14 protein-coding genes are annotated in these 11,899 nt (G+C 72.8%); 4 read left to right on the forward strand and 10 right to left on the reverse strand.

Going from position 1 to position 11,899, the window contains the following annotated elements:
- Positions 1 to 35: 35 nt before the first annotated feature.
- The 4 genes from ACZ7LE_RS01020 to ACZ7LE_RS01035 form a co-directional block, all read right to left on the reverse strand.
- The gene (locus tag ACZ7LE_RS01020; RefSeq protein WP_470401547.1) at positions 36 to 686 is read right to left on the reverse strand and encodes a C40 family peptidase; all 651 of its coding nucleotides are present in this window, start codon (positions 684 to 686) and stop codon (positions 36 to 38) included.
- A 347-nt stretch (positions 687 to 1,033) separates the two neighbouring features.
- Positions 1,034 to 1,483: an SRPBCC family protein gene (locus ACZ7LE_RS01025; RefSeq protein ID WP_470401548.1), complete on the reverse strand. Its 450-nt coding sequence runs from the start codon at positions 1,481 to 1,483 to the stop codon at positions 1,034 to 1,036.
- Positions 1,484 to 1,559: 76 nt separating this feature from the next.
- Entirely contained in the window at positions 1,560 to 2,696 is a 1,137-nt protein-coding gene (locus ACZ7LE_RS01030) for a PASTA domain-containing protein (RefSeq protein ID WP_470401549.1), read from the reverse strand.
- The gene (locus tag ACZ7LE_RS01035; protein ID WP_470401550.1) at positions 2,693 to 3,334 is read right to left on the reverse strand and encodes a SigE family RNA polymerase sigma factor; all 642 of its coding nucleotides are present in this window, start codon (positions 3,332 to 3,334) and stop codon (positions 2,693 to 2,695) included. Before ACZ7LE_RS01035 ends, ACZ7LE_RS01030 begins: the two co-directional genes overlap by 4 nt.
- A gap of 77 nt (positions 3,335 to 3,411) precedes the next feature.
- On the opposite strand from ACZ7LE_RS01035, the gene ACZ7LE_RS01040 reads away from it, so the two are divergent.
- Both ACZ7LE_RS01040 and ACZ7LE_RS01045 read left to right on the forward strand, forming a co-directional pair.
- Positions 3,412 to 4,521, forward strand: coding sequence for a DNA glycosylase AlkZ-like family protein (locus ACZ7LE_RS01040; protein WP_470401551.1), 1,110 nt, complete (start codon positions 3,412 to 3,414; stop codon positions 4,519 to 4,521).
- 108 nt (positions 4,522 to 4,629) lie between these two features.
- Positions 4,630 to 5,901: a cytochrome P450 family protein gene (locus tag ACZ7LE_RS01045; protein ID WP_470401552.1), complete on the forward strand. Its 1,272-nt coding sequence runs from the start codon at positions 4,630 to 4,632 to the stop codon at positions 5,899 to 5,901.
- Between the two features lie 40 nt (positions 5,902 to 5,941).
- Here ACZ7LE_RS01045 and ACZ7LE_RS01050 read toward each other — a convergent pair whose 3' ends face one another.
- Positions 5,942 to 7,132, reverse strand: coding sequence for a cytochrome P450 family protein (locus ACZ7LE_RS01050; protein WP_470401553.1), 1,191 nt, complete (start codon positions 7,130 to 7,132; stop codon positions 5,942 to 5,944).
- A 131-nt stretch (positions 7,133 to 7,263) separates the two neighbouring features.
- Between ACZ7LE_RS01050 and ACZ7LE_RS01055 the strand changes: the two genes are divergently transcribed.
- Positions 7,264 to 7,779, forward strand: coding sequence for a GNAT family N-acetyltransferase (locus tag ACZ7LE_RS01055; RefSeq protein WP_470401554.1), 516 nt, complete (start codon positions 7,264 to 7,266; stop codon positions 7,777 to 7,779).
- A 21-nt stretch (positions 7,780 to 7,800) separates the two neighbouring features.
- Here ACZ7LE_RS01055 and ACZ7LE_RS01060 read toward each other — a convergent pair whose 3' ends face one another.
- Together ACZ7LE_RS01060 and ACZ7LE_RS01065 are read right to left on the reverse strand one after the other, a co-directional pair.
- A complete protein-coding gene (locus ACZ7LE_RS01060; protein WP_470401555.1) occupies positions 7,801 to 8,568 on the reverse strand; it encodes a GH25 family lysozyme in 768 nt (255 codons plus the stop codon).
- 65 nt (positions 8,569 to 8,633) lie between these two features.
- Positions 8,634 to 9,152 carry a mycothiol transferase gene (locus ACZ7LE_RS01065; protein ID WP_470401556.1) on the reverse strand — a complete coding sequence of 173 codons (519 nt, stop codon included), beginning with the start codon at positions 9,150 to 9,152 and terminating at the stop codon, positions 8,634 to 8,636.
- Positions 9,153 to 9,243: 91 nt separating this feature from the next.
- Between ACZ7LE_RS01065 and ACZ7LE_RS01070 the strand changes: the two genes are divergently transcribed.
- Complete coding sequence (locus ACZ7LE_RS01070) at positions 9,244 to 9,501, forward strand: hypothetical protein (protein ID WP_470401557.1); 258 nt, start codon at positions 9,244 to 9,246, stop codon at positions 9,499 to 9,501.
- A gap of 93 nt (positions 9,502 to 9,594) precedes the next feature.
- Here the strand turns inward: ACZ7LE_RS01070 and ACZ7LE_RS01075 are convergent, their stop codons facing one another.
- The 3 genes from ACZ7LE_RS01075 to ACZ7LE_RS01085 form a co-directional block, all read right to left on the reverse strand.
- Positions 9,595 to 10,101 carry an FBP domain-containing protein gene (locus tag ACZ7LE_RS01075; RefSeq protein WP_470401558.1) on the reverse strand — a complete coding sequence of 169 codons (507 nt, stop codon included), beginning with the start codon at positions 10,099 to 10,101 and terminating at the stop codon, positions 9,595 to 9,597.
- A 427-nt stretch (positions 10,102 to 10,528) separates the two neighbouring features.
- Positions 10,529 to 11,347, reverse strand: coding sequence for a MerR family transcriptional regulator (locus ACZ7LE_RS01080; RefSeq protein WP_470401559.1), 819 nt, complete (start codon positions 11,345 to 11,347; stop codon positions 10,529 to 10,531).
- A gap of 22 nt (positions 11,348 to 11,369) precedes the next feature.
- Positions 11,370 to 11,876: a VOC family protein gene (locus tag ACZ7LE_RS01085; RefSeq protein ID WP_470401560.1), complete on the reverse strand. Its 507-nt coding sequence runs from the start codon at positions 11,874 to 11,876 to the stop codon at positions 11,370 to 11,372.
- Positions 11,877 to 11,899: the final 23 nt, after the last annotated feature.

Here is an 11,899-nt window from a genome sequence, read left to right on the forward strand (position 1 = left end):
CTCGCTCTGGTTGGGGGGTGCGTTGCGCGTGCGGCTCAGTAGGGCCGGATGTAGACCGCGTAGTCCTGCCACTGCTCGGTGTAGCGCACAGGACTGCCGTAGTTGGCGGCCTCGACCACCATGCCGTCGCCGGCGTAGAGGGACACGTGTCCCTGGGTCCACACGATGTCGCCCGGGATCGGTGACGACACCTGGTACCCGGTGGCCACCATCGACGACGACGAGTGCGGCAGCTCGACCCCGAGCTGCGCGTACACGTACTTGACCAGGCCCGAGCAGTCGAACCCGGTGGCGGGCGAGCTGCCGCCGTACGCGTAGGCGATGCCGATGTACTGCATCGCGATCGAGACGGCCTGGGCTCCGATGGAACCGTCGGACGCGTAGTCCGGGGTGGCCAGCTCGGTCTCGGTGCCCGCGGCCGTTGCGGTCACCTGCTCTGTGGTGGTCTCGACGACCGGCTCGGGCTCGGGCTCGGGAGCGGGGGTGACCTTGACGGCCTTGCTCTCGATGGTGAGCCGCGCGTCGTTCGCGACCTGCACGGCTGGTGCCGTCGCGACTTCCTTGGCCAGTCGGTTCGAACCGTCTCCCGCGATCGCGTGTGCGCTGGGTGCGAACGCCGTGGCGAGAAGTCCGGATGATGCCGCGATCACTGCGCCGGAACGTGCTGCGGTGCGTGTGACGGACATGAAGTGAGTGCTAGGAGCGTGATCGGCGCGGTGTCGACCGCGTCGGACGGTGGTACTCACCGAAGTTCTCCAAGTCGCCGGTTGCGCGGTCCCGTACCGGTCTGGGGAATGGGGTCCGCGGCTGCGCCTCCGGTGGCGCGGCGAATCTGACGCTACATACGGGTACCCACCTTGTCTCGATCAGATAACACTTGTCGTGAAGTATCGGCCTGTCCGAAACGCGCGTAACTTTTCGACCAGATGCCTTTTCCCAGCGTAAGGAGCATTTTCAACGCCGAAATGCCGTCCTGACGGCTATGAAAGAACAGTGGACGAAATGATGCGACACGCGCCTCTCCGGCGGTGTGTCAGCCCTTGTCCCGCACCCGGAGCTCCGCTGTCGCCCTCAGATCGGCCAGCAGGATGTCGGCGAGCTCGCGCGATCTCGGCCCCGCCGCCAGGTCGGTCAGCCCGGCGAGCATCCCGCTCCGGGCCACCGCCGTCGTGACCTCGCACGTGGCGCCGCCCAGCGGCGTGACCCGGTGCGCGATCCCGGTCCGGACGCCGGGGGTGGAGCTGCTCGACCAGGAGAAGCCCTGCCCCTCGGTGAGGCCGTCCACCTCCCAGGCCGCGGTCGGCAGACCCGGCTGGTCGATCTCGACCCGGGAGCCCACGACGAGCGCCGTCTCCGGGCCGAGCAGCGTCACGCGGCTCATGGCGGTGGTCCACGCGGGCATGCGCTCGACGTCGGACAGGATCTGCCAGACGACGTCGGCGGGCGCCTCGATCCTGGCGCCGGTGCGGTAGGCGTGAGCCACGGGCCCCAGGCTACGCCGGGCTCGGGAGCATCCGGCGCAGCCCGGGGCCCGTGGCGGACCTTCGGGTGAGTGCTGGTCAGGGTCCCGTCGAGAGCACCACCGTGACGAGGGCGCCCCAGCTGACGAGCGCCCCCTGCGCCGGGTCGGACGAGATGACGGTCCCTTCGGGCACCGTGTTGGACGCGGCCTCCTCGAGCACACAGGTCAGATGCTTCTGCAGGCACGCGACCTCGACGTCCTCGGGCGTCATCGCGGTGAGGTCGGGCACCTCGACAACACTGTCGGCGACCTCGTCGGGGAGGGGCCCGAACTCGGCCTCGAGGAAGAGCCGGCTGCTGTGGATCTTGCCGATCGACTCCGTCGACTCGAGCGCGATGTCGCGCTCCTCGTCGTAGATGATCGTCGTCGTCCGGTCCCACTGCTCGAAGTTGACGGCCGTGCCCGGGCGGTCCTCGGAGTCCCGGACGTCGTCCTCGACCTCGACGCCGGGCAGGCCGGTGATCATCTCCCACGCGGCGGCGCGCACCGCCGGCGGTGCGGGAGCATCGGTGACCAGGCCGGCCCCGGCATACAGCACGGCCTGCTCGCCCTCGCCGGTCGGTTCGTAGATGGAGAGCAGCGCGGTGTGCAGGTCTGCGGGGTCCGTGGGCAGCACGGCGACCTCCGTCCAGGTGAGGCTGACGTTGCCCTCGTTGTGCCCGAGGTTGAGGTAGCCGGGCACGTCGAGCAGCTCCGGGCCGTGTCCGAGGAGGTCGAAGCTGACGCCGTCGCCGTACCAGCGCTCGATCCCCAGCGGCGTGTAGTCGTCGTCCGCCTCGCCTTCCTTGGTCGTGATGCTGCTGGTCACGACGTGGAAGTACGTCGCGTCCCGCCAGCCGTCCGGTGGCACGACGGGGCCCTCGGGCCGGTTGTCGGACCGGTCGATCAGCCGATCGCCCTCGCTCGACGTCAGGGGCGGCCCGGTCGGCGACGGCGACGGCTCGACGGGCATCGTCGTCGACCCGCCCGGCACGACCGTGATGGGCACCAGGGACGTGGCCACCCAGGCGCCGCCCCCGAGGGCGAGCGCCAGGGCCACGGTGACGCCGCCCGCCCGGGCGGCCCGCCGTCGTCGGGCGGCGGGGACGACGCGCGTGACGTCGACGTCGATCCTCGGTGCGACCCGGGTGACCTGGGCGCGCAGGGACTCGGCGAACTGCTCGTCGGGGTTCATGACCCGCTCCTCTCGTTGTCGGTGGGCCGATCCGTCGCGTCGGTCGCGTCGAAGCCCTGCAGGATCTCGCGCAGGCGCACGATGCCGCGGGACGCGGTGGACTTCACGGTCCCGACCGTGACGCCGAGCGCCTCGGCGACCTCGCGCTCGGGGAGGCCTTCGAGGTGCCGGAGCACCACGATCCGGCGCTGCCTGGTGGGGAGCAGCCGGAGCGCACGGACCAGGCGGTCCCGCTCGGCGTGCAGGTCGGCGGTGTTCCCGGCGCCGTCCGGCCGGTCGGGCACGGCGTCGGAGGCCATGAGGACCTCCCGGCGCCGGCGCCGCCAGCCGTCGATCCGCAGGTTCGCCAGCACGCGCCGCGCGTAGGCGAGCGGCTCGCCCTGCCGGGCCTTCGGCCAGGCCAGGTACGTCTTCATCAGGGCCTGCTGCACCAGCTCCTCGGCCTGGTGCGTGTCGCCGCACAGCAACCAGGCGGTGCGGGCGAGAGCGGGGGCGGACCGCGACATGAAGGAGGCGAACTCGGCCTCCTTGTCGCGCGCCACCGTGACGTCGACCGTCGGGTCGCCGAGGGCGGCGGCGGTCTCGCCTGTGTGGACCGGGTCGGGGCTCGAGCGCCCCGCGACCATTGGCATGCTCATGCCTCCTTCACGGTTCGGCACGGCGAAAGGTTGAGCGGGTCCGGGTGACTGTCGGTGTGCTTCCGTATCCTCGCGGCATGGCCACCCACCGGCTCACCGTGCAGCAGGCGCGCCGCGTCGCGCTCCGTGCCCAGCTCCTCGACGCCCACCGGCCCGTCGACCTGGTGCACCTCGTGGAGGACCTCACGTTCCTCGCGGTGGACCCGACGTCGGCGGTGGCCCCTGCCGTGGACCTCGTCGCCTGGTCGCGACTCGGGAACGAGTACTGGGTGGGCGCGGTCGACGACGCGATCACGGACCGCATGCTGTTCCAGCTCCGCGGCACCGTGCGGTCGATGGGCGACCTGCCGCTGTACCTGGAGCAGATGGCGCAGTGGCCGCAGAACGAGACCATGCGGCAGTGGCTCGCCGACAACGCCGAGTTCGAGCGCGAGGTGCTGGCGCTGGTCGAGGCGGAGGGGCCGGTGCTCGCCAAGGACGTGCCCGACACGGCCCGGGTCCCGTTCACGTGGGGTGCCGAGGGGTGGAGCAGCCGGCGCAGCGTGGCCGAGATGCTCGAGGCGCTGAACATGCAGGGCAAGCTCGCGATGGTGGGGCGCAAGGGCCGCCAGCGGCTCTGGGACCTCGCCGACCGGGTCTATCCGCAGGTCGAGGCGGTGCCGCTGGCGGACGCGCTGCGCGAGCGGGTGGACCGGCGGCTGGCCGCGGAGGGTATCGCGCGCAAGCGGGCGCATGGCCGGTCGGGCGACGGCGCGTGGTGGGTCGACCTGCCGGGCGAGGTGGTCGAGGTCGACGGCGTCGACGGCGAGTGGCGGGTGGATCCGGAGCTGCTGGACCACGTGGACGACGAGTTCGAGCCGCGCACCGCCCTGCTGTCCCCGTTCGACGCGATCGCCGCCGACCGCGCGCGGCTGCTCGACCTGTTCGGCTACGAGTACACGCTGGAGATGTACAAGCCGAAGGGGAAGCGGCGCTGGGGGTACTTCGCGCTGCCGATCCTGCACGGCGAGCGGTTCGTGGGAAAGCTCGACGCGAAGGCGGACCGCAAGGAGGGTGTGCTGAACGTCTTCGCGGTGCACGAGGACCTGCCGTTCGACGGGGCCACGATGGACGCGGTGCACGCCGAGATCGAGCGGCTCGCGACGTGGCTCGGGCTGGGCCGGGTCGACTACGCGCGGTCCGCCTAGCGGCACGCGCGGCCCGTCCGGAATGGATCCGGCGGGAGGAAAAACCACCCGGGCACGGTGCTGGCTGGACCTTCCGGGCGGCCGGGTGCCTGTGGTCGGATGGCGGCCATGACGCAGCGGACAATTCGGTACGAGACGGACTCGTTGACGAACCTGACGGGTCTGGTCTCCCTGACGGCGCTGACCAGCAGTCCGGACCCGCAGGCGGCGTACGAGGCGCTGCGGGCACGCTGGGGTGCCGTGGCTCCGGTCGAGATCGAGGCCGGGGTGCCCGCGTGGCTGGTCATGGGCCACCAGGAGAGCTGCCACGTGATGCGCTCCGAGGCGGCCTTCGCGAAGGACCCGCGCACCTGGCGGTGGAACGAGGAGGGCCTGCTGCCGCCCGGCACGGCGATCGCCACGTTCGCGCCGGCCGACCCGCGGCCGTCGTCGTTCCACCACGACGGCGAGGAGCGGCGCCGGCTCCGCAAGCCGCTGGACGACGCCCTGGAGCAGCTCGACGAGCGGGTCGTCCGGGACAGCATCACCGACCTGTGCCGGCGGATCATCGACCGCATGGGCCCGAGCGGCACCACCGACCTGGTCCGGGCGTTCTGCCAGCCCATGGGCTTCCTCGCGATGACGACGCTGCTCGGGTTCGACCTCGAGACGGGCGCGCAGCTCATGGCCGACTCCGCCAAGGTGGTCGTGGCCGACGGCGACGAGGTGGCCGCCGCGCAGGCCCGGGTCGCCGGCACGATCCTGCAGCACATCCAGCAGCGTCGGCAGGACGGCGGGCAGGACCTGATCTCGTTCCTCGCGGTCCACCAGAACTTCGCGCACGACGGCGAGATCGCCTCGACTGCCGTGGTCCCGATGCACGCCGCCGCGATCTTCCTCACCGCGTGGATCACGCAGACCCTGCACCTGCGGCTGTCCGACCGGCAGCTCGCCTCCCGGGTGACCGGCGGCCGGGTCGGGCTGGACGACGCCCTCGACGAGGTGCTGTGGCGGCAGTCCCCGATCGCGCAGTCCCCGGCGCTGCGGTTCGCGCGCAACGACGTCGAGCTGGGCGGGCGACTGATCAACAAGGGTGACGCCCTGGTGCTGTCGATCGCGGCCGCGAACGGCGACCCGGCCGTGCACACCAGCGACCCGTGGGACGAGGTGGGCAACCGCGCCCACCTGTCCTGGGGCACCGGACCGCACGCGTGCCCGGCGCCGCGTCAGGCCCGCCTGATCGCGCGCATCGCGGTGGACCAGCTCCTGCGCCACATGGACCTGCAGCTGCACGTGCCGGAGGAGGGCCTGCCCTGGGCGCACTCGCCCTGGGTGCGGCACCCCGAGCGGATGCCGGTGACCTACCGGCGGGCCCCGGCCTACGGCGACGTCAACGCCTGACGGAGGGCCGGGCGCCGCTGCGGCGCCCGGCCCGCCGCCGTCAGGACAGGTACGCGGGAAGCCGGGCCGGGCCGTTCGCCACGAAGCCGGGCACCTGCCCGTGGTCGCCGTCCGGCTCGGCGAGCCGGAGGTCGGGGAAGCGCTCGAACAGCGCGGGCAGCGCGACCTCGGCCTCCAGGCGCGCCAGCGGCTCACCCGGGCAGTGGTGCGCACCGCCGCCGAACGCGAGGTGCGTCCGGTCCGCCCGTGCGGGGTCGAACACCGTGGGCTCCCGGTGCACGGCGGGGTCCCGCCCGGGGGCGCCGAACGCCGCGATGATCGGGTCGCCCTTCCGGATCTGCACGCCGCCGAGCTCCAGGTCCTCGACCGCGAAGCGCAGCGGGATGTAGACCACGGGCGGGGCGACCCGCAGGGTCTCGTCGACCACGGCCGACCACGAGACCTCGCCCGCGCGGGCCGCGGCCAGCACCTGGGGGTGGGTCAGCAGCAGGCGGGTGGCCGAGGCCAGCAGGTTCACGGTGGTCTCGTGGCCGGCGATGAGCATCAGCCGGACGGTCGAGACCGCCTCCTCGTCCGTGAGTGCGGCCGCGACCGTGCTGGTCAGGTCCTCGCCGGGCGTCTCGCGCTTGGTCTGGACCAGGTTCGCGATGAGCTTGCCCAGCTCGATCTGGGTGGCCAGGGCCTCCGCCGCCGTCGTGCTCGTGTCCATCAGGGTGTCGGCGCACCGACGCATGTCGCCGCGCACCTCGGCGGGCACCCCGATCAGGTCGCAGATCACCTCGATGGGGATCGGGTAGGCGAACAGCTCGCGCAGGTCCACCACCGCGCCGTCGGCGCCCGCCGCGGCGAGCCGGTCGAGCGTGGCGGCGGTCGCCGCCTCGACCGCGGGCCGCATCTCCCGGGTGCGCCGCGCCGTGAAGGCGCGGGCCACCGAACGGCGCAGGCGACGGTGCTCGTCCCCGTAGGAGTTGAACATCGACTTGCTCGTGACCCAGGTGTACAGCGGCCACTGCGGGGTGATCTCGCCGGCGGCGAGCGCGGTCCAGTGCTGGTGGGAGTCCTTGGAGATCCGCGGGTCGACCAGCAGGGGGCGGAGCAGCGCCACGTCGGTCACCGTCCACGCCTCCACCCCGCCGGGCAGCGTGACGCGTGCGACCGGGCCCGTCGCGCGCAGGCGAGCGGCCTCCTCAAGCACGGCCCCGCCGGCGGGGTCAAGTACCACGGTCTCCACGAGCACTCCTCATGATCAGGTCCAGAAACGGTGGTCTCAGTCTTTTCCGGCATGCCCGCTTTGTCCATACCGGAAGTGGTTGAATATTTCAGTAGCATCGGGTGCTACGAAATCGGACTATCATCCGCGACGTGACATCACAGATGATGGTTGACCTCGTTCCGGTGGGCGAGGACGTGCTCGAAGACCTGCTCGCCCTGGCCGTGGCCGAGGCTCAGCCCGGCGAGGTGATGCCGCCCGCCTCCGGTGAGTCCGCCCACGAGGCCCGAACCACGTGGACCGAGCTGCGCAAGGGTGCGTTCCGCGACTACCACCGCCGGTGCCGCCTCAACCCGACCACCCCCGTTCCCGAGGTGACCTGGGCGGTCAAGGCCAGGGGCCGGATCGTGGGGGCGGCCCGGCTCGCCCTGGTCGACGGCGACCCCGGCGCACGCGAGGTCGGGCTCTGGCTCGGCGAGTCCTACCGCGGGCACGGCATCTCCGGCGAGGTCGCCTACTGGGCGCTCGCGGCGGCGCGGACCATGGACGCCCGGCGGCTCGTGGCGCGCACCGTGGCGAGCGCGCGGGCGCGGCGGTCGCTGGAGCGGATCGGCTTCGAGGTGGCCGAGCAGGACGGCGGCCTGGTCGGCACCCTCACGCTGCCCTGACCCTCGTTCGGAGAAGGGCCGTCACGGCAGGGTGAGGTCCGCCAGCTCCTCGCGCGTGCCCGCGAAGACGTTGAGGTCGATGTACGGCTCCACGCCGTCGTACCCGGCCAGCCGGTCGCGGTTCGAGTACTGCCAGACGGTCCAGTCCCGGCCGTCGGACAGCCGGGGCGGCCACGCGACCGACCGGATCCAGACCGGCAGGTCGGGGTAGCGGTCCGCGACGTAGAGGTCGTACGCCTCCTTGGTCGCGTACACGATCGGCGGCACGCCGTAGTGCTCCTCGATGCCCGCGACGAGCGGGTCGAGGATCGCGCGCACCTGCTCCGGTGCTGGCGGGTCGTCGAACCAGGGGCCGTAGAACTCGAGGTCGACGACGGGCGGGAGCGTGCCCGGGGTCGCGGGTACCTCGCTCGCGAGGTGCGCGGCCTGCTCCGCCCCCGGGCTCTCGAAGCTCATGAAGTGGTAGGCCCCCACGAGCAGGTCCGTCCGCGTCGCGGCCGCCCAGTTCTCCGCGAACCGCGGGTCGGTGTGCGACGCGCCCTCGGTCGCCTTGATCCACGCGAAGTCGAGGTCCTGCGCGGCGAGCACGTCCCAGTCGATCTCGCCCTGGTAGTGCGAGACGTCCACGCCCCGCACCTCGTAGGCGGCCGCTGGGATCCGGTTGGGCCAGACGGTCCCGGTCGCCACGAGCACGCCGAGGACGGCGACGACGGCCACCCCGGCCGCCGTCGTCCACAGGGCTGTGCGTGCTGCCGGCCTGGCCGGGCGCTGTTCGGGCGGGGTGCGCATGCCCGGAGGCTAGCCGCGAGATGCGCGGGCCACGGCGGACATCCGTGCAGGTCGTGTGCGGGCGGCTACTCGCCCGTCGCGCCGCCCGCGATCTCGGCGGCGATGTCGAGGTGGCCCGCGTGCCGCGCGTACTCCTGCAGCACGTGGAAGCAGATCCAGGCGAGCGTGGGCGGGTCCTCGGTGAACCGGCCGCCGAGCGCCCCGTGCTCCGCGAGGCCGTGGGTGGCGAGCACCTCGCGCGTCGCGTCGCCCCCGGCGTGCAGCGCGGTGAGGAGCTCGTCCGGGCCCACGCCGTCGGGCACCGCCCACGGTCCGTGCGGATCCTGACCCGCGTGGTCGCCCCAGGGCCGCTCGACCTGCTCGCCCAGAAAACCCCACCGGAACCAGCGGCGCTCCATGTGCACCAGGTGGATCAGGAGCTCGAGCGGCGACCAGCCGGACGGCAGCCGGGAGGCGTGCAGGTCGGCGTCGGGCAGGGAGCGCACCTTCCGGTCCACGGCCTGCCGGTAGTAGTCCAGGTAGGCGGCGAAGAGGACCGGGGTGTCGGCGGAGTCGAGGCGGGGCTCGCGGTCGGAGAGGGGCACGGGGCGAGGTTACGTCGCCACGCCGGGAAACCGCTGCGAAGCAAGTTGCCGAAGTGCTGTGACATCGGCCGGGTCGACGCGTCTGTAGGGCATGACCGCGACGAAGAGCAGGACCTACGGACTGGCCTCGAACCCCTCGGAGTGGGCCGCGCACCGCCGCGCCGTCGTCTTCTCGGTGCACCGGATGTTCCCCGGGGTGGACGCCGAACGGGCGGCGACCGAAGGCCTGGGCGAGCTGTGCCGCCAGATCGTGATGCGCGGCGCCGTCGACCGGCCGGCCGTCGTGTGGTGCGAGGCCGCGATTGCGGCCGCCGCGCGCCTGCGGGCCGAGGACGGCGTGCCGGCGTGAACCGGCACCGGTGCGCCTGGGTCCGGGCGTCCGCACCGCACCCGCGGATGTCGGACGCACAGGCCCGCGGGGCCTGTGCGCCCGACGCGAGGATCAGCGCGTACTGCCGACCTCTGCCACGAACCGAGCGGCGCGTTCGCGCAGACCGGCGATGCGGCGGTCGGTGATCAGCTCACGCATGGCCGGGTCGTTGCCGGCCTCGGTGAACGTGGGCGTGCGCCGTACGTTGCGGGAGCAGACGAACTCGGTGCAGATCAGCGTGCCGATCGTGTTGCCGTTGCGGCCCGAGGCGCCGCCGCGCCTGGCGACGTAGAGGGACACGTCCTCGGTGACGACGACGTCCTCGCACCAGGCGCAGACGCCCTTGGTGCGCTTGCCGCCCGCCTTGGCGTCGGTCGAGCGCAGCAGCACCCCGGTCGGTTCGCCGTCGAGCTCGAGCACCACGTAGGCGGACAGCGGCGCCTTGCGGTCACGCCATCCGAGGTAGTCGAGGCGCTCCCAGTCGAGGGCGTCGAGGTCGGGGAGGGTCGCCTGCGCGGCCTCTCGCTTGCTCGCGTTCTGGAACGACGCGCGGATCTGCTTCTCGGTCAGGGGGTTCATCAGGTTTCTCGGCTTCCGGTCGTGCGGAGGCCACCGGCCGGCGTCCGCCGTCGCGAGACGTGTACGACGGCGCCGCGGTCACCGACATGGTCGGCGTACCGGGCCGGCGGGCGGCAGGGCAGGGGACGTCGCGCCCGCCCTCCGACACCCGGCCGCAGCACGCACCACCGCTCGAGTGGTCGGGGCGGTGCGGCGTAGTGCCAGGTCAGAGAGCTTGAGCGCGGGTGAGGAAGCTGCCCGAGCAGGCCGCGACGGCCGCCCCGCTTCCCGCGGTGAATACCCGCATCTCTCGCTCCTCGTGTGTGACCGGTCGGTCGGCCGGGCTGGGTGCCGCACAGCCGACCACCTGATGCTACGCCCAGGGACCCGCGGGGGACATGTGCTTTTCGGCACGTCCCGCCCTGCCCGGGGACGACGGCGTTCGCCGTCATGCCCAGCCGGCGGTCTCCGGGTCGATGCCGTGCTCCCGCGCGTTCGCGTCGATCACGTCCCGCAGCCAGGTGGCCAGGCCCGGCGCCAGGCCGTCGTAGAACGACCGGAAACCGTGGTCCGTGACGTAGGTGCGGCCCAGGCAGACCTGCATCGAGCGGGTGCAGTCGAAGTAGGCGCCGATCGACGCGCGATGGCGTTCGGCGAGGTCGTCCGCCACTGCGCTGCCTGGCCGCACGCCGGCACGACAAGCCGCGGCGAGGTCCGTGTGCAGCGCGTCGACGGCCGCCGCGACGTCACGCCAGTCCTCGGGGCCGCGGTCCGCCGCCCGCTCGGCGTACTGGGCCCACTGCTCGCTGTCGCCCCAGCGTTCGCGCGCCTCGGCCGCCCAGGACGGCTGCCACTGCTCCCCGAAGATCGCGACCTGCTCCTCGGCGGACAGCAGCACCCCGGACCGGCGCGCCTCGATCATCCGGTCCAGCGCGTCCGCCGACCGTCGCAGCCGCGCGATGTGCTCGTGCACCTCGTCCCGCTGCCGCAGCAGGGACTGCTCGGCGTCGTCGGCCGCCGCGTCCAGCAGCGCCGCGATGTCCGCCAGCGGCAGACCCAGCTCGCGGTAGAGGCGCACCCGATGCAGGCGGGCGACGTCGGCGGCGTCGTAGAGCCGGTGCCCGCCGGTCGTGCGCTGCGACGGGCGGGCCAGGCCCACCTCGTCCCAGTGGTGCAGCGTCCGGACGGTCACGCCCACGACGGACGCGGCGCCGCCGACGGTCAGCCCGTCCGGCGGCACCGCGTCGGTGGCGCTCGCGTACGTCATCCGGCCCAGTCTCGCAGGCGGGTCACTCCCCGGGCCCTTCGATCCCCATGTCCCGCAGGTGCTGGGCCTCAGGGCTCTCGGGGTCGTACGGGCGGGCGGCTGTCATGACCACCCGCGCGTTCTCCGGTGTGACCACTTCCAGCTCGACCGAGCCCCAGGGCATCGTCCGGGGTCCCGTGGTGCTGCCGGGCAGCGCCTCCTCGCAGGCCGCGGCGATGCCCTCGACCTGGTCGAGCACGCACGAGAAGGTCACGCTCAGCGCGGGCGCCTCGGCGGGCCGGCCCGTCGGGACCAGCAGGACGTCCTGGAACGTCCAGCGGCGCAGGTGGACCACCTGGCCGGGTACGGAGAAGAGCTCGAAGAAGCCGAGCCCGCGCACCCAGAAATCCGTGGACGCCGCCAGGTCGGCGGTCGGCACCGAGACGAACATCGGCATGCCGTAGATGCCGTGGAACGGCTCGGGGGCCCGGGCGTCCGGGCCGGGAACGGGGACAGGGCTGACGTCGAAAGCAGGGTAGGTGTCGATCATGACGCCAGGCTGGGCCCTCACGC

It is taken from the genome of Promicromonospora sp. NPDC110617 (genome assembly GCF_055598465.1).

Excerpts from the sequence above, each read along its gene's own strand:
- ACZ7LE_RS01020 (WP_470401547.1), bottom strand. The coding sequence starts at position 686 with ATGTCCGTCACACGCACCGCAGCACGTTCCGGCGCAGTGATCGCGGCA.
- ACZ7LE_RS01030 (WP_470401549.1), bottom strand. The coding sequence starts at position 2,696 with ATGAACCCCGACGAGCAGTTCGCCGAGTCCCTGCGCGCCCAGGTCACC.
- ACZ7LE_RS01035 (WP_470401550.1), bottom strand. The coding sequence starts at position 3,334 with ATGAGCATGCCAATGGTCGCGGGGCGCTCGAGCCCCGACCCGGTCCAC.
- ACZ7LE_RS01040 (WP_470401551.1), top strand. The coding sequence starts at position 3,412 with ATGGCCACCCACCGGCTCACCGTGCAGCAGGCGCGCCGCGTCGCGCTC.
- ACZ7LE_RS01045 (WP_470401552.1), top strand. The coding sequence starts at position 4,630 with ATGACGCAGCGGACAATTCGGTACGAGACGGACTCGTTGACGAACCTG.
- ACZ7LE_RS01060 (WP_470401555.1), bottom strand. The coding sequence starts at position 8,568 with ATGCGCACCCCGCCCGAACAGCGCCCGGCCAGGCCGGCAGCACGCACA.
- ACZ7LE_RS01070 (WP_470401557.1), top strand. The coding sequence starts at position 9,244 with ATGACCGCGACGAAGAGCAGGACCTACGGACTGGCCTCGAACCCCTCG.
- ACZ7LE_RS01075 (WP_470401558.1), bottom strand. The coding sequence starts at position 10,101 with ATGAACCCCCTGACCGAGAAGCAGATCCGCGCGTCGTTCCAGAACGCG.
- ACZ7LE_RS01080 (WP_470401559.1), bottom strand. The coding sequence starts at position 11,347 with ATGACGTACGCGAGCGCCACCGACGCGGTGCCGCCGGACGGGCTGACC.
- ACZ7LE_RS01085 (WP_470401560.1), bottom strand. The coding sequence starts at position 11,876 with ATGATCGACACCTACCCTGCTTTCGACGTCAGCCCTGTCCCCGTTCCC.